The following is a 21,377-nucleotide window of genomic DNA, read 5'->3' as shown; positions in this document are numbered from 1 at the left end:
TCTATATAAAGAAGAGTGCTCTCACTTTGACATTATAGTATAAATTGTTTTGTAATAATCAATAGAAGCAAACCAGGAATACCGAGCAATCCGGATACAAGAGCCGTTACACCATTAATAGGTATATGAAAATCAAAGAAAGAACCAAACGCGTTCACAAAAAAAAGTAACAACGCTCCAATGACTACTTTTACAGCTAACTGCCCTACTAAGCGAATTGGTTTAACCGGCGCCCCCATTGTTAATAATAAAACTACAAGTCCAGCCATTAGCACGATCATTAGTATCGGATCCATTCAACCACCTCATATTAGCTTGTCTTTCCTCCATTTTATGCTCTAAGAACAAAAAAAAGAACAAGCTGTGTTTTATAGCTTGTTCTTTTGAACATTTTGCTTTCTGACCTCTCTAAGTAGAAACGAGTAGATCGAATCATTCATTTTAATACGTGTAAGGATGTCATCAGACGGGTCGACGCCGTGAGCAACAAAATGTCTCTCGCTATCCAATCGCGTTTTCATCGTTTCGATAGCATGAAGCAGACGTTCGTTTTCTTCATTTCGTAACCTTCCCTTTTTCCGGAAAAACATGACAACCTCCAGTCTACAGTTCACGTCTTCCTTCTATAGCTCTAGATAACGTAACTTCATCTGCATATTCTAAGTCGCCACCAACAGGTAACCCATGAGCAATCCTTGTTACCTTTATCCCTGTAGGTTTAACTAGGCGTGAAATATACATCGCTGTTGCTTCCCCTTCAATAGTGGGGTTTGTCGCAATGATCACTTCAGTAATGGTATCATCTTGTAGCCGTTTTAATAATTCAGGGATCTTAATATCTTCTGGTCCAATCCCGTCCATTGGCGAAATCGCTCCGTGAAGTACATGATATTGACCACGATATTCTTTCATCTTCTCCATTGCGATTACATCTTTAGCTTCCTGTATCACACAGACAGTTGATCGATCACGGTGATTATCTTCGCATATGCGACAAGGATCTGAATCAGTAATATTAAGACAGACTGAACAATACGTCAGATTTCGTTTAGCGTTGACTAACGCTTTAGCGAAATCCAATACATCATCTTCTTTCATATCGAGCACAAAAAATGCGAGGCGACTTGCAGTCTTAGGCCCGATGCCCGGCAATTTCATAAACCCCTCGATCAACTTTGCAATTGGTTCTGGATATTGCAAATGACAACCTCCTAGAACATTCCTGGCATGTTCATTCCTTTAGTGAATTTACCCATATCTTGTTCAGCTAACTCATCAGCTTTTTTCAACGCTTCGTTCGTTGCAGCTAGAACTAAGTCTTGAAGCATATCGATATCGTCCGGGTCTACTACATCTTCAGAGATCTGCACATCAACAATGCGCTTATCGCCACTAGCAATAACGGTAACCATTCCACCACCAGCTGTTGCTTCGACTGTCTTTTCCTTTAGCTCTTCTTGTGCTTTCATCATTTGCTTTTGCATTTTTTGCATTTGCTTCATCATACTACCCATGTTTTTCATTATAATATCCTCCTTAAATTAACCATCTATAATTTCAACTAGGTCAGAGCCTACTAATTTCAGTGCCTCATCTACAACAGGGTCACTTTCTTCAGCATCTCCTCGTTGCTCTTTCACATACTCTTCTCTCAATCGTTCCCACTGGTTTTGAAGTAGGGTCATAAACGTAATTGATCGCCCGAATATGTCTTGAAGCACCTCTTCTAAAAATAGACGGAACTTTGTATCCATCATATCACGATGCATTTCATTTTGGAACGCTAGAAGAACAAAGCCGTCCGCAGCTGCAACAGGGCGACTATCACTCAACCATGCGTGAGCAGGAATATTTTGCGATTTCACTTGCTCCATTAAACCACCCCACTGCGAAGAAACCTTATGAAGTTCTTGCTTAGAAGCCATTTTTAGGAGCTCCTTCACTTTCGTGGTATTCACTCTCGTTTGTGGAATTTGTTTTTTTGGTCGCTTTACAGCTTGTTGCCCACGCCCATCACCATCGGTAGCTGTAGCCCCACTAGCCTTCAATTGCTTTAACGCTTTTTCTAGCGCTTCTACCTTCGCTTCTAATTGCGTCAAATTAGGAACCTCTATATTTTTCGTTTCCACCGAAGACTGCTCACCACGTTGATTAATCAAACGTAAGATCGCCATTTCAAGAATAATCTTAGGGTGCGCGGACCACTTTATTTCTTGTTGTGATGTATTCAAAATATCAATTGCTTGATAGAGCCAAGTTAAATCAAATAGACTAGCTAATTCATTTGTGCGTTCCCCAGACTTAGCTCTCTCCAATAGTTCAACTGATTCTGGAGCAGTTTTACAGAGTAGTAAGTCTCGCATAAAGTAGATAAGATCCTCCATCATCCGACTTGGCTCTTTCCCATCTTTCACTAAGCGATCAAGCAATTCTAACGCTTGGACCGTTTGTTTTTGAGCGATTGCTTCGACAAGACTCATCAACGCCTCTTCTGAAACAGCTCCTGTAATAGCAAGAACATCCTGCATCGTTAACGTCTCATCTGAATAAGAAATTGCCTGGTCGAGTAGACTTAACGCATCACGCATCCCACCATCTGCAGCACGCGCGATCAAAGAAAGAGCATCTTGATCTACTTCCATTTGATCATGGGCTAAAATCTCGCTCATTCTCCCAACAATCGCCTCATTAGGAATACGCTTAAAATCGAAACGCTGACACCTCGAGATAATCGTTAATGGTATTTTATGTGGTTCTGTTGTAGCAAGAATAAAAATAACATGACTTGGTGGTTCTTCCAACGTTTTTAGTAACGCATTAAACGCACCTGTTGAAAGCATATGTACCTCATCGATAATATACACTTTATATCGTACTTCATTCGGAGCAAACTTTACCTTATCTCGAATATCACGTATCTCATCAACACCATTATTTGATGCAGCATCGATTTCCATGACATCGACAATAGCACCTGTTGTAATACCAATACACGACGCACATTCATTACAAGGCTCAGCTACAGGGGCTTTTTCACAGTTAATCGCTTTAGAAATAATCTTCGCTGCACTTGTTTTACCCGTTCCTCTTGGCCCTGAAAATAAATAAGCGTGGGAAAATTTATTTTGCAACAAAGCATTTTGCAGCGTTTTTGTAATATGCTCTTGCCCGACAACATCACGCAATTGCTGCGGTCGCCATACGCGATATAATGCTTGATAGCTCATATCATCCCACTCCTTCTTCTTTACTGACTACTACATATTATATCGATTTAAAAGGCGATAATAAAGTATCAAACGATGAATTTAGAATCTAGTTAAAAAAGGCAATAAAAAAACAACCACCTAAGTGGTTGTTGATTTTTATATAATACCGTGCACCTTTCTTCGATAGTGTCACCCTAAGCGTTACCTAAGCAGTTAGCTCGGCCCAGGCTACTCCACGGCACACGGAAGGGGCCACTTACTGCTGCTTCCTTCCGGACCTGACAGGATTCATGGGTTTCCGTTGCGTGGAACCCAAGCGTCAACACCACTTACTTAGGTCAGACCTTAAGATGACAAAACCTCAGAAAGGGATTCAGTCCCGCTACAGCGGATTGCGGGTACAGGGCACCGCTACCTCCCCACCTAGCACGGCAAATTGAATAACAATGTTTAGGCGTCTTTGCCGGACGCATTTCCTAGTATAGTTTGTTTGCCACCAAAATGCAAGTGTAAGAATTTAGGATAGATCTTTCAACTTTTCACGCTTCTTCCTTGCTCTTAACAGACGGAAAAAGGAAGTTAAGCGTTCCCCACACTCTTCAGCTAAGCACCCACTTATTACTTGTGCACGATGATTGAATCTTGGTTCATCCAGTAAATTCAAGAGCGTCCCTGCACAACCTGCTTTAGGGTCGGCAGCTCCATAAACAACTCGATCGACCCTTGATTGTACAATAGCCCCCGCGCACATCGGACACGGTTCAAGCGTCACATACAATGTACAATCCGACAAACGCCAACTTCCTAACGCGTTGCAGGCTCGCTCAATAGCAAGTAATTCGGCATGGGCAGTTGCTTGTAAGTCGGTTTCACGGCGGTTGTGTGCTGCACCAATGACTTGACCATCTTTCACAATCACTGCACCAATAGGAACCTCTCCAATATCCTCAGCCTTATCAGCTTCAGCGAGGGCCAACCTCATCCACTTTTCATGTTCATCCACCAATGAAAAACCTCCCTACACAATAAATTGCGTATAAAAAAACACTACCCTGTAGGCAGTGTGAATAATTAAAATATGGAGGAGGAAGAGGGATTCGAACCCCCGCGCGGTTTGACCCGCCTGTCGGTTTTCAAGACCGATCCCTTCAGCCAGACTTGGGTATTCCTCCGTGATGTACTAATAACTTGCTGACAAGAAATATAATATCACGTTCAACTATAATGTACAAGTGTTTTCACAAAAAAAGATGACCTTTTTTTAAAAGGTCATCTTTCTTCTATTATACTAGTTAATTGAAACATCATGAAGCATGTACGTTCCATTTGGATGTTTCCAGAAACCTTGTACATTATCACGAACCCCAACTAAGTACTCTTGGTGATATAGGTAGATCATTGGTGCATCTTCTACAAGCATTTCTTGCGCTTGCTTGTAAAGAGAAAGACGTGTTTCTTCATCAGATGTTTGACGAGCTTCTACTAAGATCTCATCAAGTTCAGCGTCCTTCATGAATGTACGGTTACCAGCTTCCCCAACATTAGAAGAGTGGAATAACGGATACATACCATAGTCAGCATCACCTGTTACAGTTGTCCAACCAAGGATAAACATATCATGTTGACCATTCGCAGTTTGCTCTAAGTAAGCACCCCACTCAAGGACTTCAATACTAACATCTACGTTGATTTTTGAAAGTTCTGCTTGAACGTATTCAGCAATATCCATACGCTCACGGTTATCATTTGTCCAGATCGTTGTAGAGAATCCATCTTCGAATCCAGCTTCAGCAAGTAGTTCTTGTGCCTTTTCAGGATCATACGGAAGTGCATCTACAGAATCATCAAAACCAAATACATCTGGAGCAAGTGGCCCAACTGCAGGAAGACCAGTGTCATCTAAGATACCACTAACAATTCCTTCTTTATTAATTGCCATAGAGATTGCTTGACGAACAAGTTGATCATCAAATGGTTCTTTCTCCATGTTAAATCCGATATAAGAGATACTTACACTGTTCGTACGGTCTAACGATACTTCCGGTGTATTTTCTACACGTGATACATCACTTGGGCTTACTGGGAAGATAATGTGCGCTCCACCCGTCTCAAGTTCAGCAATACGAGTTAAATCTTCAGGTACTACAGAGAACGTAACTGAATCAAGCTTTGCAGGCTCGCCCCAATAGTCTTCATTCTTCACAAGGCGTACATAAGAACCTGGGTTCCACTCATCATACTTAAAGAACCCTGTCCCAGCTGGATTTTCACTAATTGAAGCACCAGGTGTACCACCATCTGCTACAGCTTCCATATCAGCTTCAATTGCAGGTAATGAAACAATTGACATACCATTATGAGCTAAGTGAGCAGGTAGTGGAGAGAATGGATACTCAGTCGTAAGGTTTAATGTATACTCATCAATCACTTCGATATCTGTTACCATTTCAATTAAGAATGAACGTGGTGATGCTACTTCTGGATCAAGAATGCGATCGTAATTCGCTTTAATAACTTCTGCCGTTAAGTCCGAATCATCATGGAACTTAACCCCTTCACGAATCTTAAACTGCCACGTATTATCATCAATCATTTCCCAATCTTCAGCTAGTCCAGCCTCAAGTTCAAGATCTTCATTCTGATAAATTAGTGTTTCATACATATTCGCAACAACATTACTTGAAGGAACATCATTTGAACTTGCTGGATCTAATGAAACTGCATCTGACCCAGTTCCAATTACTAAGTCTCCGCCTTCAGAAGCCTCAGTTTCGCCATCTTCATCAGTAGTTGGTGCACCAGAACTGTCCGGCTCACTCGCACATGCTGATAATACTACAGCGAATACTACAGCTAACAAAAAAGCAAAAAGTGAATTTTTAGACATTTTCACTTTCGTAACCCCCCTATATTCCTTTGTATTTGAACTTTTCAAAATTCAATATTACTATAACTTAAATTTTACACAAAAACAAGAAATATTATAAAATTATTAATAATTCATTTACTTTACCAAATATTGTAGCTTCCAATCTTTTTTTGTGTTTTTACAACTTAACAAAGTTTTCAAAATCTTTTTAAAATATCAACAATCGACATTATTCCACAAAAATATTTAAAACATTGTAAAAAAAAATGCACGTGCTATAATAGTGCGGTGTAGTACAACAATAATTTTGTCAAAATTTAAAGCATTTTGAGAAAGGGTGTCTATTATGAGCGAACAGACGATAAATGATGCTATGACAAAAAGTCGTCCACCGAACCCGCGGGTTAAAAGTATGAAGAACTTCTATAAGAAGCTTCGTAAAAACAAAGCGGCAATGGTCGGTGGAGTGTTAATCTTATTTTTTGTTATTGTAGCGATTATCGGACCATTATTTGCACCGTATGATCCATCGGCGCAAAACCACATCAACAAACTAGCAACACCATCTTCCGAACACTGGTTTGGAACAGACCACCATGGACGTGATATTTTCAGTCGTATTATTCACGGGATGGGAATCACCTTATATATTGGGTTGTTTTCAGTAGTTATTGGTACAGTTTTTGGTGTTTTCCTAGGATTAATATCTGGTTACTACGGCAAACGTGTAGATGCAATTATCATGCGTTGCATGGATGTTCTACTTGCCTTCCCTGGTATCTTACTTGCACTTGCAATTGTCAGTGTACTTGGTGGAAGCTTAACAAATGTAATCATAGCTGTCGGAATATTCTCGATTCCAGTTTTTGCTAGGATTGTACGTGGATCAGTACTCTCTGTTAGAAAGCTTGAATACATTGATGCTGTCCGTGCACTTGGTGCAAGCGATAGTCGAATTATTTTTAAACACATTTTACCAAATATTTTATCACCTATTATTGTCCAAGCTACATTGCGTATGGCAACAGCGATCTTAACTGCAAGTGGACTTTCTTTCTTAGGTATGGGGGCACAACCTCCGACTCCTGAGTGGGGGGCAATGTTAAGTGCAGGACGAAATTATATGTATGACTCACCACATGTTGCGTTATTCCCAGGCTTGGCTATTGTTATTGTTGTACTAGCATTTAATATTTTTGGTGACGGATTACGTGATGCGCTTGATCCGAAGATGAAAAACTAGAAAAGAGGTGTAGATGATTGTTTACTTATATAGTTAGACGATTAATTCAAACGATCCCGGTTCTTTTTGGTGTTACAATTCTCGTTTTCTCGATGATGCACCTCATTCCTGGTGATCCAGCGCAAATCATTGCTGGTGAAAGTGCGTCTGAGGCTCAAGTTGAACAAATGCGTGAGCGTCTAGGATTAAACGATCCCCTTCCACAGCAATATTTGACTTATGTTGGAAATGCGATTCAAGGAGATTTAGGAAACTCGATTCGTAGTGGACGTGAAGTAACACAAGAAATTAGTGGTCGATTTATGGTTACGATGGAACTTGCGATTTATAGTACAATTTTAAGTGTATTTATAGGATTAATTGCAGGGATTATTTCTGCAACGAAACACTACACATTAATTGATACAATGATTATGATTGTTGCATTATTTGGTTTATCGATGCCTAACTTCTGGCTCGGTTTAATGTTAATTCAATACTTCGCTATTGATCATCGGATATTCTTACCTTCGGGTTGGGGATCATTCCAGCAAGCTGTCTTACCTGTTATTACACTCGGAACAGCTGGAGCCGCTATTATTGCTCGTATGACTCGTTCGAGTATGTTAGAGGTAATTGGACAAGATTATATTCGTACAGCTCGTGCAAAAGGGGTAAAAGAACGTGTTGTTATTTATCGCCATGCTCTTAAAAATGCTTTAATTCCTGTTGTTACAGTTGTTGGTTTACAGTTTGGGGTACTACTAGGTGGGACAGTTCTTACAGAGACTGTTTTCGCGATTAACGGTATGGGACGATTAATCATTGATGCTATCCGTGCTCGTGACTTCCCAATCGTACAAGGTACTGTTCTTGTTATTTCATTACTATTCGTACTTGTTAACTTACTTGTTGATATATCTTACCGCTTCTTAAACAAGCGTATTGACCTTGATTAAGAGTCACTTAATTAATGAAGGGTGTGAAACACTGTGACTACAAATGAATCCATTATTCAAGTAAATGACCTTCGTACATCATTCTTCACTGACCAAGGTGAAGTAAGAGCTGTAGACGGTGTTACATTTGATGTGCCAAAAGGAAAAACAATTGGGATTGTTGGGGAATCTGGTTCCGGTAAAAGTATTACAGCCCTTTCAATTCTTCGTTTAATTCAAAACCCAGGAAAAAATGTCGGTGGAGAAATTCTGTTTAAAGGTCAAGACCTTCTTACTAAAACAGAAGGTCAAATGCGTAAAATTCGTGGAAATGAAATCTCAATGATTTTCCAAGAACCAATGACATCATTAAACCCTGTTTATACAGTAGGGGAACAAATCGGAGAATCGTATAGAATTCATCAAGGTTTGGGCAAGAAGGCAGCTGTTGAACGTTCGGTTGAAATGCTTAAACTTGTAGGAATTCCTTCACCCGAACAACGCGTTCATCAATACCCACATGAATTATCTGGGGGAATGCGTCAGCGTGTTATGATTGCCATGGCACTTGCCTGTAATCCAGAACTACTTATTGCTGATGAGCCAACCACTGCGCTTGATGTAACCATTCAAGCACAAATTCTTGAGCTAATGAAAGAACTTCAAGACCGTTTAGGTATGTCAATCATCATGATTACTCATGACCTCGGTGTTGTCGCTGAAACATGTGATTACGTAGCTGTTATGTACTGTGGTAAAGTGGTTGAATATGCAAGCATCAAAGAGCTATTTAAAAACCCACGTCACCCGTATACTGTTGGTCTTTTAAACTCCTTGCCTCGTCATGATGTTGACGTCGAAGGAGAGGAGCTATCTGTCATTCAAGGGTCTGTACCAAGTCCTGCAGATATGCCTGAAGGTTGCCGTTTCGCTCCGCGTTGTCCATTTGCAAGTGAAATTTGCCGCAAGCGTCTACCAGATCTTGAGGAAGATGAAAATGGAAACCAAATCCGTTGTTGGATTTACTCAGATGAGTGGGATGGAGATCCGGAGGTGAACGTTTATGAAAAAAGAACTTCTTAAAGTAAACAATCTAAAGCAATACTTCCCGATTAAAGGTGGATTGCTTGGACGTACAGTCAATCATGTTAAAGCCGTAGATGGGGTCACTTTTACTGTTTACGAAGGTGAGACCGTTAGTATTGTAGGAGAATCTGGTTGTGGTAAATCAACAACAGGACGTGCTATTCTTCGTTTAGATGAGCCAACTGATGGTACCGTAGAGTTTGATGGAGAAGATTTACTTTCATTAAACAAAGCGCAAATGCGTAAAAAACGTAAAGATTTACAGATCATCTTCCAAGATCCATATGCTTCTATTAATCCACGTCAAACAGTGCGTCAAGTGCTTGAAGAAGCAATGGAAATTCAAAACGTAATTCCTCGTGAAAAACGTGGAGAGCGTATTAAAGAATTAATGGAAACTGTTGGACTTGGTGCTCACCAAGCCGATCGTTTTCCACATGAATTCAGTGGTGGTCAACGTCAACGTATTGGGATTGCCCGTGCTCTATCTGTAGATCCTAAGCTTATTATCTGTGATGAAGCGGTATCCGCTCTTGATGTATCGATCCAAGCACAGGTAATTAACTTACTTAAACGTCTACAGCGCGACTTCCAACTAACGTACTTGTTCATCTCGCATGACCTTGGGGTTGTTCGTCATATCTCTGATCGTGTCATCGTGATGTACCTTGGACGTATTGTGGAGATTGGTGACAAGAAATCGTTATTTGATCATCCACAACACCCTTATACGAAAGCATTACTCTCAGCGATTCCCGTTCCAGATCCTGAGCGCAAAAAAGATCGTATTATACTAAAAGGTGACGTTCCTTCACCAATTAATCCTCCGACAGGCTGTCGCTTCCACACTCGTTGCCCGTTTGCATCAGAGAAGTGTAAGACTGATACTCCTGAGTTACGAGCTGCTGATTACATGAAAGAAGGTCATCACGCGGCATGTCATTACATCGAAGAGATTGAATCTGGCGAACGAAAACCTAATTATGTATAAGTCAAAAAGGCCTTGTAGCAACTGCTACAAGGCCTTTTTCTTATTTATCCAATACGTTCTGCGTTCCCCATATAAGGACGCAACACTTTTGGAATCTCAATTGTACCATCTTCTTGTTGGTAATTCTCTAAGATGGCAGCGACTGTACGGCCAACTGCAAGACCTGAACCATTCAATGTATGAACAAATTCTGCTTTCGCCTTAGCATCACGACGGAACTTAATGTTCGCACGACGCGCCTGAAAATCTTCAAAATTACTACAAGAAGAAATTTCACGATAAGAATCATTGCTCGGGATCCATACTTCGATGTCGTATTTCTTCGCTGCAGTAAAGCCAAGATCTGCAGTACACATGCTCATGACACGGTAAGGAAGCTCTAGCAATTGAAGGACTTTCTCAGCATGCCCCGTCAAGTTCTCTAATTCTGCATAAGAATCTTCTGGTTGAACGAAACGAACAAGCTCGACTTTATTAAACTGATGCTGACGAATCAGTCCGCGTGTATCACGGCCTGCTGATCCTGCCTCTGAACGGAAGCATGCACTAAAGGCTGTGTACGCAACAGGTAGTTGTTCAGCTAGTAAGATCTCATCACGGTGCATGTTTGTTACAGGAACTTCTGCCGTTGGAATTAAAAAGTAGTCTTCTTCACGAATTTTAAAAGCATCGTCTTCAAATTTTGGTAGCTGACCAGTCCCTGTCATGCTTGTACGGTTGACCATGTACGGTGGTAGGACTTCAACGTATCCATGCTCATCTTGATGAAGGTCCATCATAAAGTTCATCAATGCACGCTCTAGTCGCGCTCCAAGCCCTTTATAAAATACAAAGCGACTGCCTGTAACCTTAGATGCACGTTCAAAGTCAAGAATCCCAAGATCTGTCGCAAGGTCCCAATGCGGTTTTGGTTCAAATCCAAATGAACGTACCTCTCCCCATTTGCGCGTTTCTACATTATCATCCTCTGTCTCACCAACTGGAGTAGACTCATGTGGAACATTTGGAATCGTTAAGAGAAGCCCTTCTAGCTCTGCATCAATTGAACGTAAACGCTCATCTAATTGCTTTATATTTTCTGAAACTTCTTTTGTTTCTTTGATTAAGTGATCGGCGTCCTTTTTCTCACGCTTTAACTGAGCCACTTCTTGTGACACCTGATTACGTCTGCTCTTTAACTCTTCTACTTCTACAATAATCGCTCGTCGCTTTTCATCTAAATCACCAAATCGATCAAGGCCAGTAATGTCCTCTCCACGTGTAGCTAACTTTTCTTTAATCTCAGTAAATTCATTTCTTAATCGTTTAACATCTAACATCTTACTTCCTCCTCATTTGTTCTTCTGTTCTTCTGTTCTTCTGTTCTTCTTTTCCATTATGATCAAATAAAAAAGCCCTCATCCCTTCCTCAGTTAAGAAGAAGGGACGAGAGCACCCGCGATACCACCCTTGTTGCTTATCGAGCTTCATTAGCTCTATAAACCACTTTAGATACGTAACGGGCATCTAGCCGGAATGATTTAAGCATATGCATCATCATTCACTCAAGGGTGGATTCTAAAAGGTGCTACACTGACTTACACCAACCGTCAGCTCTCTAAAGAAGCTACCTTATTTACTAATCCCTCTCATCGCATTGTTTTTATTATTATTAAGATTTTACACCTTCAAGCTTTGCTTGTGCAACCATTTGAACAAAATACTGATGAAAACGATGGTCATCTGTTAACTCAGGATGGAAAGAGCATGCAAGAAAACGACCTTCTCTAGCAGCGACAATTTCATCATTAAACTTACAGAGAACTTCTACGTTTTCTCCAACCTCTTTAATTAAAGGCGCACGTATAAAGACAGCACGTACATCATCACCAACATGAGTGACCATCAAGTCAGCTTCAAAGCTTTCCCGTTGGCGACCAAAAGCATTACGCTCAACTGTCATATCCATTAAAGATAAGTGGCCAAAATCCTGACCAACAATGTCCTTTGCCATTAAAATTAATCCCGCACAAGTGCCGAATACTGGCTTACCTGTTGCTGCGAACTGCTTCAATGGTTCAAGAAAAGAATACTTATCAATTAACCGTCTCATCGCAGTGCTTTCGCCACCTGGTAAGACAAGTCCATCTAATTGATCAAGCTGCTCAATTTTTTTTACGATGACGATCTCAACTTCTGGCGCCTCAAGACATGCTGCATGTTCACGTACAGCACCTTGCAAGGCTAATACTCCGATTTTTACCATCGTGCTACTTCCTACCAACCACGCTCTTGCATGCGTTCAGATGGTTGCAATGTAGAGATTTCAATACCCTTCATCGCTGTACCGAGTCCTTTAGAAAGCTCAGCAATTAAAGCATAATCTTCAAAATGAGTTGTTGCTTCAACAATCGCACGAGCAAACTTCTCAGGGTTCTCCGATTTGAAAATACCAGAACCAACGAACACACCATCTGCACCTAACTGCATCATTAATGCAGCATCTGCAGGCGTCGCAATTCCACCTGCTGCAAAGTTAACAACTGGCAGCTTACCAGTTTCTTTAATTTCTAATAATAAATCATACGATGCACCAATGTTTTTTGCTTCAGTCATAAGCTCATCTGTTGACATGTTTGCAACTTTTCTAACTTGCGCTTGTATCATACGCATATGACGAACCGCCTCAACGATGTTTCCAGTTCCAGGCTCACCTTTTGTACGAATCATTGATGCCCCTTCGCCAATACGACGAGCAGCTTCTCCAAGGTCACGAGCTCCACATACAAATGGTACTGTAAAGTCACGCTTGTACAAGTGATAAACTTCATCTGCTGGAGTTAGAACTTCACTCTCATCAATATAGTCCACACCCATAGATTCAAGAATGCGTGCTTCTACAATATGACCAATACGAGCTTTAGCCATAACTGGAATTGATACAGCATTTAGAACATCTTCAACAATTGTTGGATCTGCCATACGTGCTACGCCACCTGTTGCTCGAATATCGGCTGGAACACGTTCAAGTGCCATTACTGCAACTGCACCTGCTTCTTCAGCGATCTTTGCTTGTTCTGCATTGATAACGTCCATAATGACGCCACCTTTTTGCATTTCTGCCATACCGCGTTTTACGCGATCAGTACCTGTTTGACCCATATGTAATTCCTCCTAGACCGTTCTTGTTAGTTAGACTTCCTCACCTTTAATAGTATACCGCAAAACAATAGGATTCGCATAATTTTCTGTTTTTATTTTTAGAATAAGGGGTCTTGCTTCTCACAGCAGACCCCTAGTTCACGACTATATTATGTTTCTATTAAGAAAACCATCCAGTAACCATATCAACTGCAGATGTCCAGATCCCTGAAAAGAATCCTCCAATGCCACGCATCATCATAGAAAACCATCCAGCTTTCTCTACACCAGCATCAGTGACAACATCTACTTCATCTTTTTGGTTAGAAAATAAATATTCTTCCTCATTTGTGTCTGATGTTAATGTCAGAGAACCGACACGTTCACCAGCTTCAAATGGAGCAACAAGTTCACCATCTCCATTTAACTTATCTTGATCAAGTACTAATGTTGCTTCATACTGATCTTCTTGTCCATTACGAACAATTGTTGATAGTGCTTGATTACTTGAAATTCCTACTTCACGCTCTTTACCAGATGCAACAGGAATGAACTCTTCACCTTCTAGAGAATGCCCTTCAGAAAACAGTTCGATTTTTTTAAAGTTATTAAACCCATAATCTAATAACTTTGCAGTCTCATTAAACCGATCGTAACGAGTTTCTGTACGCATAACGACTGATATAATACGCATATCATCACGTAAAGCCGTACCTGTGAATGCATTTCCAGCTGCAGATGTAAAGCCCGTCTTTAATCCGTCAACACCCTCATAATCATGTTGCGTTTCAATCGTTGGCAACATCCAGTTCCAGTTTGTCATCATGATACGTTCAGTATCAGGATCTGGCCCTGCTTCAAATACTTTTGTAGGGATACTAGCTGTATCGAGAACTTCTGGGTAATCACGAAGAAGAGCGTAAGCAAGTTGTGCAGTTGCTCTAGCAGACATCATGTTCTCTGCTTCTTCCCCGGTCCCATCTGGATGATTGCCTAAAAGGTCACGGTTGTTTAGTCCCGTCGTATTTACAAATTCAAAATCTTCTCGGTCTATTCCGAGTTCTGTACCTTTTTCATTCATTTGTTCAACGAATGCTGTTTCTGATCCATAAATCAGTTCAGCTAGAGCAATTGTAGAAGCATTTGCTGAATAAATAGCAACTGACTCATACAAGTCTTTCACCGTATACGTATAATCTTGACGAAGTGGGACATTCGATAAAGCCGTGTAAAGGGACAATTGTCTTATATGATCACTAATTGGGACCGATTGATCCCAAGTAATACGTCCTTCATCAATGGCTTCTAAGATTAAATATTCACTCATCATTTTCGTCATACTAGCAATTGGTAATACGGCATCAATATTTTTCTGATATAAAATTTTACCTGATTCTGCATCAACTAGAATAGCAGACTCTGCTGCTAAATCTAATGCCGCATCAGCCTTATTTGGTTGCATAACTAACGTGACTGTTAATGTAAACACCATTAGCATTGCAACGATTTTCTTCATTCCTGATTGTCTCACAAGTGCACCTCCACAAATTTCTCACATAAACGTTATTTTATCACAAGGAATCACAAAAAAATAGATAGGGAAGGCCCTATCTATTTAAGTCTTTATTCCTTTTATAAAGCAGAAACTTCTATATTATAGGGAGTAGTTTGGTGCTTCTTTCGTAATCTGAACGTCATGCGGGTGACTCTCGCGTAACCCTGCACCCGTGATGCGGATAAACTGTCCGTCACTACGGAGTAAATCTAACGTAGCCGTACCGCAATAACCCATACCAGCTCTTAATCCGCCGATAAGCTGATGAACCGTATCATTTAACGGTCCTTTGTAAGGAATACGCCCCTCAATACCCTCAGGTACGAGCTTCTGCGCATTCTCTTGGAAGTAACGATCTTTACTTCCTTTTTCCATAGCACCTAGAGAGCCCATGCCACGGTACACTTTAAACTGACGGCCTTGATAAATTTCGCGTTCGCCAGGACTTTCACTTACTCCAGCTAATAAACTACCTAACATCACAGCATGTCCGCCAGCAGCGAGAGCCTTCACAATGTCACCCGAATACTTTATACCACCGTCTGCGATAATTGGCACACCATGCTTCCTCGCTTCTGACGCACAATCGTAAACTGCTGTGATTTGCGGAACGCCGATCCCAGCAACAATACGTGTTGTACAGATCGATCCTGGTCCAATCCCTACTTTTACTACATTAGCACCCGCTTCAATTAAATCACGTGTAGCCTCTGCTGTAGCTACATTTCCTGCGATAATCGTTAGATCTGGGTATTGGTTACGTACAGCTTGTACTTTATCTAGTACACCTCTCGAATGACCATGAGCTGTGTCAATAACAATCGCATCAACCCCAGCATCTACTAAAGCGGCAATCCTTGTATCTGCATCCGCTGACACACCAATTGCTGCCCCAACGACTAAGCGGCCTTGTGTATCCTTTGCTGAATTAGGAAACTCTATTACTTTTTCTATATCTTTAATGGTAATAAGCCCTTTTAACATACCATCATCATCAACAAGGGGTAATTTTTCAATTTTATACTTTTGTAAGATCTTTTCTGCCTCTTGTAAAGTCGTGCCTACTGGTGCAGTAACGAGCTCTTCTTTAGTCATTACTTCGCTGATAAGAATCGAATAATCTTCAATGAAACGAAGGTCACGATTAGTTAAAATCCCTACGAGCTTCTGATTTTCATCTACGATTGGTACACCTGAAATCCTGTATTTGCCCATTAGATACTCTGCGTCAAATACTTGGCGTTCTGGCGTTAAATAGAATGGATTAGTAATAACTCCACTCTCAGAGCGCTTTACACGATCTACATGCTCTGCTTGCTCTTCAATCGACATATTCTTATGAATAACTCCAAGACCACCTTCACGAGCCATAGCAATAGCCATTTCAGCTTCTGTTACAGTATCCATTCCCGCACTAATTAATGGAATGTTTAATTGTAAGTTATCAGATAATCTTGTCTTTACAGAAACATCACGCGGTAGTATTTCAGAACGAGCTGGAACTAATAGTACATCATCAAACGTTAAACCTTCTTTTTGAAATTTATTCTCCCACATCAGCACATTCATCCTCCCCAATAGGTCTTATGCAAAATTTTACGTTAAATCTTCTAAAAATATTATTAGTAGCTTATCAACTGGGCAAACTACTGTCAAGAAGCATAGAAAAGTATGATTTTTCACAATAAACTGAAAAGAGGTGTCGAGTTGTTAAACAATGCTAATAATGAACTTATTCCATTCTATTCGGCAGCGTATACACGCTCTTTTTTAACGTGTTGTTACGAACAGTCTGCTATTGAGCAACCAAAAACAAAAGGCTTTCAGACTTGTTACTCTTTCATCTATCATCTAAAGCATGGTCAATTATATATTGAGCAAGCGCATCAATCACCCATGGACATTAAACCTATGCTTTTATTTTATGGCCTTGTTCAGTTTTTAAAAACATTAATTTTAACAAAAGATCCAACTTATCCAGCTAACTCTCAAGTGTTATCCCATGGTGTAACGACAAGAAAAAGAAAAAAATCTGGATTTACATTTTTAAGTGATGAAATAAAAATACAAAAACATGGTTTATTTCCCCACTTTCTTTGCCAGATGTTTCACATGAAACATTTAGACAAGGATAAGTTTTTAATGGATCAGCTATTAAAACAATTACCTAACATGGCTTCTCTTTTTACGACGTTTGACTACCCTAAGTACTTAGTAAAAGGATCCTATAAACCCCACTGCATTGAATTTCCCTCTACTCTTTTAGACAGTTACCATATGACTTCTAATCGATTTGAACAGTATATACAATATTCTACGCAGCCTTGGTCAAAGAAAGGAGCATCAATTGCTGAAACCAATCAGACATTAATGATTCCCATCTCAAATAAGCCACTCCAAACAAATTCATTTTTTCCTTTTGTCCACAATGATAAGTCTACTCCCTTTCTTTTTTTACATCGTGGCGAACATGCTCACCTACCTGAAATACTTATTCATTATCTACTGCTTTACAATCTTAGTATGATCTGTAGATACGAAACAGAGTGGTGGGGCGAAGTTCTTCACACCTTTGACGGACACGATCTACCGTTCATTACGCGCTACATTGACCTTGCTTCAAAACGAATACCCGATTTAATTGTTCAGATGCTAACAAAGAATCAAATAAGCTAAAAAAACGTTAAAATGAATGAGGATTATGCCCTTCTCCTTTTATTGTTATCATCCTGTATACTGGCTTAGCCAATTAAGTAGATAAAAGCATTTGGTAACGTCCTGGCTCATCCTTTCTCTTCTACGGGGGAAGACCAATCATGCAGCTCTTGACTCGAAGCGCTTCACGATATATGAAGAAGAGAAAGGACTCGTCTCACAGGGGCAAGGTGGTGATTCGTGTGGAACTTACTTACCAACCGATTCAACAAAAACTCTATTATATCAACCAACGAATTGTTTATTATCTTGTTTATTCATTTTACAAACAAAAAAGCATCCCATAAATGGAATGCTTTTTAAATGCTTGGCAACGTCCTACTCTCACAGGGGGAAGCCCCCAACTACCATCGGCGCAAAAGAGCTTAACGTCCGTGTTCGGCATGGGAACGGGTGTGACCTCTTTGCTATCGCCACCAAACTTATCACTTCAGATGATCGGCAGATTTCTTCGTCAGCTTCCTTGTTCCTATCCTCACGTATGCTTGATACGCTCCGGGTAGGACCTACGTTGCTTCCTCGAACTCTTTGATCCTCTTCGTGAATAATATAAAATTGAGAGTTGTTCTCTCAAAACTAGATAATGCCCACAGGACGTGGGTACCAGGCGTTGCGACAGGACGTCGCGAACTTAGCGTGGTTTCGTAAACATGTGTCAAGAATAATTTTGGATAAGTCCTCGACCGATTAGTATCTGTCAGCTCCACGTGTCGCCACGCTTCCACACCAGACCTATCAACCTCATCATCTCTAAGGGGTCTTACTGGATTAACTCCATGGGAAATCTCATCTCGAGGGGGGCTTCATGCTTAGATGCTTTCAGCACTTATCCCGTCCACACGTAGCTACCCAGCGATGCTCCTGGCGGAACAACTGGTACACCAGCGGTGTGTCCATCCCGGTCCTCTCGTACTAAGGACAGCTCCTCTCAAATTTCCTGCGCCCGCGACGGATAGGGACCGAACTGTCTCACGACGTTCTGAACCCAGCTCGCGTACCGCTTTAATGGGCGAACAGCCCAACCCTTGGGACCTACTTCAGCCCCAGGATGCGATGAGCCGACATCGAGGTGCCAAACCTCCCCGTCGATGTGGACTCTTGGGGGAGATAAGCCTGTTATCCCCAGGGTAGCTTTTATCCGTTGAGCGATGGCCCTTCCATGCGGAACCACCGGATCACTAAGCCCGACTTTCGTCCCTGCTCGACTTGTAGGTCTCGCAGTCAAGCTCCCTTATGCCTTTGCACTCTTCGAATGATTTCCAACCATTCTGAGGGAACCTTTGGGCGCCTCCGTTACTGTTTAGGAGGCGACCGCCCCAGTCAAACTGCCCACCTGACACTGTCCCTGAACCGGATCACGGTCCGAGGTTAGAATGTCAGCACAGTCAGGGTAGTATCCCACCGACGCCTCCGTCGAAGCTGGCGCTCCGACTTCCAAGGCTCCTACCTATCCTGTACAAACTGTACCAACATCCAATATCAAGCTACAGTAAAGCTCCATGGGGTCTTTCCGTCCTGTCGCGGGTAACCTGCATCTTCACAGGTACTATAATTTCACCGGGTCTCTCGTTGAGACAGTATCCAAATCGTTACACCATTCGTGCGGGTCGGAACTTACCCGACAAGGAATTTCGCTACCTTAGGACCGTTATAGTTACGGCCGCCGTTTACTGGGGCTTCAATTCAGAGCTTCTCCCAAAGGATAACCCCTCCTCTTAACCTTCCAGCACCGGGCAGGTGTCAGCCCCTATACTTCGCCTTGCGGCTTCGCAGAGACCTGTGTTTTTGCTAAACAGTCGCTTGGATCTATTCACTGCGGCTCTCTCGGGCATACACCCTAATAGAGCACCCCTTCTCCCGAAGTTACGGGGTCATTTTGCCGAGTTCCTTAACGAGAGTTCTCCCGAGCGTCTTAGAATTCTCTTCTCGCCTACCTGTGTCGGTTTGCGGTACGGGCACCTCTCACCTCGCTAGAGGCTTTTCTAGGCAGTGTAGGATCAGGAACTTCGGTACTAAATTTCCCTCGCCATCACAACTCAGCCTTCGCGAGAAGCGGATTTGCCTACTTCTCAGCCTAATTGCTTGGACGCGCATATCCATCAGCGCGCTTACCCTACCTTACTGCGTCCCCCCATTACTCAAACGGTGAGGAGGTGGTACAGGAATTTCAACCTGTTGTCCATCGCCTACGCTTTTCAGCCTCGGCTTAGGTCCCGACTTACCCTGAGCGGACGAGCCTTCCTCAGGAAACCTTGGGCTTTCGACGGAGGGGATTCTCACCCCTCTTTTCGCTACTCATACCGGCATTCTCACTTCTAAGCGCTCCACCAGTCCTTACGATCTGACTTCGCTGCACTTAGAACGCTCCCCTACCACTGACACCAAAGGTGTCAATCCATAGCTTCGGTGATACGTTTAGCCCCGGTACATTTTCGGCGCAGAGTCACTCGACCAGTGAGCTATTACGCACTCTTTAAATGGTGGCTGCTTCTAAGCCAACATCCTGGTTGTCTGGGCAACTCCACATCCTTTTCCACTTAACGTATACTTGGGGACCTTAGCTGATGGTCTGGGCTGTTTCCCTCTTGACTACGGATCTTAGCACTCGCAGTCTGACTCCCGAGTAAAAGTTTTTGGCATTCGGAGTTTGACTGAATTCGGTAATCCTGTGGGGACCCCTAGTCCAATCAGTGCTCTACCTCCAAAACTCTCAACCTCGAGGCTAGCCCTAAAGCTATTTCGGGGAGAACCAGCTATTTCCGAGTTCGATTGGCATTTCACCCCTACCCACACCTCATCCCCGCATTTTTCAACATGCGTGGGTTCGGGCCTCCATTCAGTGTTACCTGAACTTCACCCTGGACATGGGTAGATCACACGGTTTCGGGTCTACGACGTCGTACTTCATCGCCCTATTCAGACTCGCTTTCGCTACGGCTCCGCCTTATCAGCTTAACCTTGCACGACATCGTAACTCGCCGGTTCATTCTACAAAAGGCACGCTGTCACCCGTTAATGGGCTCCAACTAGTTGTAGGCACACGGTTTCAGGATCTGTTTCACTCCCCTTCCGGGGTGCTTTTCACCTTTCCCTCACGGTACTGGTTCACTATCGGTCACTAGGGAGTATTTAGCCTTGGGAGATGGTCCTCCCGGATTCCGACGGGGTTTCACGTGTCCCGCCGTACTCAGGATCCACTCAGGAGAAAATAGAATTTCGACTACAGGGCTGTTACCTTGTACCGCGGACCTTTCCAGATCGCTTCGCCTATCCTATTTCTTTGTAACTCCGTATTGAGTGTCCTACAACCCCAAGAGGCAAGCCTCTTGGTTTGGGCTGTTACCGTTTCGCTCGCCGCTACTCAGGTAATCGCATTTGCTTTCTCTTCCTCTGGGTACTTAGATGTTTCAGTTCCCCAGGTCTGCCTCCTCATGCCCTATGTATTCAGGCATGGGTACTATTCCATTACGAATAGTGGGTTCCCCCATTCGGATACCCTCGGATCAACGTTTACTTACAACTTCCCGAGGCATTTCGCTGTTCGTCGCGTCCTTCTTCGGCTCCTAGTGCCAAGGCATTCACCGTGCGCCCTTTCTAACTTAACCAAAAAAAATTAAAAAAGGTTGTTGAATTCTTGACAATCTCGTTCAATCTTTCGATGAACAATCATGT

General features: G+C 42.1%; 17 protein-coding genes, 1 tRNA gene, 2 rRNA genes, 1 other RNA gene and 1 other annotated feature. Of the genes, 5 read left to right on the top strand and 16 right to left on the bottom strand.

Annotated features, from left to right (window positions below; all coding sequences use genetic code 11):
• Positions 1-32 precede the first annotated feature (32 nt).
• The 9 genes from CDZ88_RS15315 to CDZ88_RS15275 all read right to left on the bottom strand — a co-directional run bounded on the left by CDZ88_RS15315 (position 33) and on the right by CDZ88_RS15275 (position 6,102).
• A complete protein-coding gene (locus CDZ88_RS15315) occupies positions 33-296 on the bottom strand; it encodes a pro-sigmaK processing inhibitor BofA family protein (protein WP_100374357.1) in 264 nt (87 codons plus the stop codon).
• A gap of 72 nt (positions 297-368) precedes the next feature.
• Positions 369-590 carry a YaaL family protein gene (locus CDZ88_RS15310; RefSeq protein WP_100374356.1) on the bottom strand — a complete coding sequence of 74 codons (222 nt, stop codon included), beginning with the start codon at positions 588-590 and terminating at the stop codon, positions 369-371.
• Between the two features lie 13 nt (positions 591-603).
• Positions 604-1,200 (bottom strand): recombination mediator RecR, encoded by a 597-nt coding sequence (gene recR / locus CDZ88_RS15305; RefSeq protein ID WP_100374355.1) that lies wholly within the window; start codon positions 1,198-1,200, stop codon positions 604-606.
• Positions 1,201-1,211: 11 nt separating this feature from the next.
• A complete protein-coding gene (locus CDZ88_RS15300; protein ID WP_100374354.1) occupies positions 1,212-1,523 on the bottom strand; it encodes a YbaB/EbfC family nucleoid-associated protein in 312 nt (103 codons plus the stop codon).
• An 18-nt stretch (positions 1,524-1,541) separates the two neighbouring features.
• Positions 1,542-3,227 (bottom strand): DNA polymerase III subunit gamma/tau, encoded by a 1,686-nt coding sequence (dnaX, locus tag CDZ88_RS15295; protein WP_100374353.1) that lies wholly within the window; start codon positions 3,225-3,227, stop codon positions 1,542-1,544.
• A 148-nt stretch (positions 3,228-3,375) separates the two neighbouring features.
• Positions 3,376-3,641, bottom strand: an RNA gene (gene ffs, locus CDZ88_RS15290) — signal recognition particle sRNA large type.
• Between the two features lie 85 nt (positions 3,642-3,726).
• Entirely contained in the window at positions 3,727-4,212 is a 486-nt protein-coding gene (gene tadA, locus CDZ88_RS15285; RefSeq protein ID WP_269799267.1) for a tRNA adenosine(34) deaminase TadA, read from the bottom strand.
• 76 nt (positions 4,213-4,288) lie between these two features.
• Positions 4,289-4,381, bottom strand: a tRNA-Ser gene (locus CDZ88_RS15280).
• A gap of 116 nt (positions 4,382-4,497) precedes the next feature.
• Entirely contained in the window at positions 4,498-6,102 is a 1,605-nt protein-coding gene (locus tag CDZ88_RS15275; RefSeq protein ID WP_100374352.1) for a glutathione ABC transporter substrate-binding protein, read from the bottom strand.
• 322 nt (positions 6,103-6,424) lie between these two features.
• On the opposite strand from CDZ88_RS15275, the gene opp1C reads away from it, so the two are divergent.
• The 4 genes from opp1C to CDZ88_RS15255 are packed head-to-tail and all read left to right on the top strand — an operon-like array spanning position 6,425 to position 10,315.
• On the top strand, positions 6,425-7,321 hold the full coding sequence (opp1C, locus tag CDZ88_RS15270; protein ID WP_100374351.1) for a nickel/cobalt ABC transporter permease: 897 nt from the start codon (positions 6,425-6,427) through the stop codon (positions 7,319-7,321).
• 17 nt (positions 7,322-7,338) lie between these two features.
• On the top strand, positions 7,339-8,259 hold the full coding sequence (locus CDZ88_RS15265; protein WP_100374350.1) for an ABC transporter permease: 921 nt from the start codon (positions 7,339-7,341) through the stop codon (positions 8,257-8,259).
• A 33-nt stretch (positions 8,260-8,292) separates the two neighbouring features.
• Positions 8,293-9,321 carry an ABC transporter ATP-binding protein gene (locus CDZ88_RS15260; protein ID WP_100374349.1) on the top strand — a complete coding sequence of 343 codons (1,029 nt, stop codon included), beginning with the start codon at positions 8,293-8,295 and terminating at the stop codon, positions 9,319-9,321.
• Positions 9,302-10,315, top strand: a complete 1,014-nt coding sequence (locus tag CDZ88_RS15255) for an ABC transporter ATP-binding protein (RefSeq protein WP_100374348.1) — start codon at positions 9,302-9,304, stop codon at positions 10,313-10,315. The genes CDZ88_RS15260 and CDZ88_RS15255 overlap by 20 nt, the downstream gene beginning before the upstream one ends.
• 44 nt (positions 10,316-10,359) lie before the next feature.
• Here CDZ88_RS15255 and serS read toward each other — a convergent pair whose 3' ends face one another.
• From serS to guaB, 5 genes are all read right to left on the bottom strand, one after another.
• On the bottom strand, positions 10,360-11,634 hold the full coding sequence (gene serS / locus CDZ88_RS15250) for a serine--tRNA ligase (RefSeq protein WP_100374347.1): 1,275 nt from the start codon (positions 11,632-11,634) through the stop codon (positions 10,360-10,362).
• 99 nt (positions 11,635-11,733) lie between these two features.
• Positions 11,734-11,956, bottom strand: a binding site (T-box leader).
• Positions 11,957-11,966: 10 nt separating this feature from the next.
• Positions 11,967-12,560, bottom strand: a complete 594-nt coding sequence (gene pdxT / locus CDZ88_RS15245) for a pyridoxal 5'-phosphate synthase glutaminase subunit PdxT (protein ID WP_100374346.1) — start codon at positions 12,558-12,560, stop codon at positions 11,967-11,969.
• Positions 12,561-12,571: 11 nt separating this feature from the next.
• Positions 12,572-13,456, bottom strand: coding sequence for a pyridoxal 5'-phosphate synthase lyase subunit PdxS (gene pdxS / locus CDZ88_RS15240; RefSeq protein WP_100374345.1), 885 nt, complete (start codon positions 13,454-13,456; stop codon positions 12,572-12,574).
• Positions 13,457-13,616: 160 nt separating this feature from the next.
• On the bottom strand, positions 13,617-14,951 hold the full coding sequence (locus CDZ88_RS15235; RefSeq protein ID WP_100374724.1) for a D-alanyl-D-alanine carboxypeptidase family protein: 1,335 nt from the start codon (positions 14,949-14,951) through the stop codon (positions 13,617-13,619).
• 138 nt (positions 14,952-15,089) lie between these two features.
• On the bottom strand, positions 15,090-16,547 hold the full coding sequence (gene guaB, locus CDZ88_RS15230; RefSeq protein WP_100374344.1) for an IMP dehydrogenase: 1,458 nt from the start codon (positions 16,545-16,547) through the stop codon (positions 15,090-15,092).
• 150 nt (positions 16,548-16,697) lie between these two features.
• On the opposite strand from guaB, the gene CDZ88_RS15225 reads away from it, so the two are divergent.
• Positions 16,698-17,666: a YaaC family protein gene (locus tag CDZ88_RS15225; RefSeq protein ID WP_232718676.1), complete on the top strand. Its 969-nt coding sequence runs from the start codon at positions 16,698-16,700 to the stop codon at positions 17,664-17,666.
• Between the two features lie 344 nt (positions 17,667-18,010).
• Here CDZ88_RS15225 and rrf read toward each other — a convergent pair.
• Positions 18,011-18,126: ribosomal RNA gene (rrf, locus tag CDZ88_RS15220) — 5S ribosomal RNA — on the bottom strand.
• A gap of 246 nt (positions 18,127-18,372) precedes the next feature.
• A 23S ribosomal RNA gene (locus CDZ88_RS15215) occupies positions 18,373-21,310 on the bottom strand.
• Positions 21,311-21,377: the final 67 nt, after the last annotated feature.

Origin of the sequence: Bacillus sp. FJAT-45037, from assembly GCF_002797325.1 — a bacterium.
GTDB lineage: Bacteria > Bacillota > Bacilli > Bacillales > Bacillaceae_D > Alkalihalophilus.
Note: the sequence above shows the minus strand (reverse complement) of the source record. Positions and strands in the feature narration are given on the sequence as shown.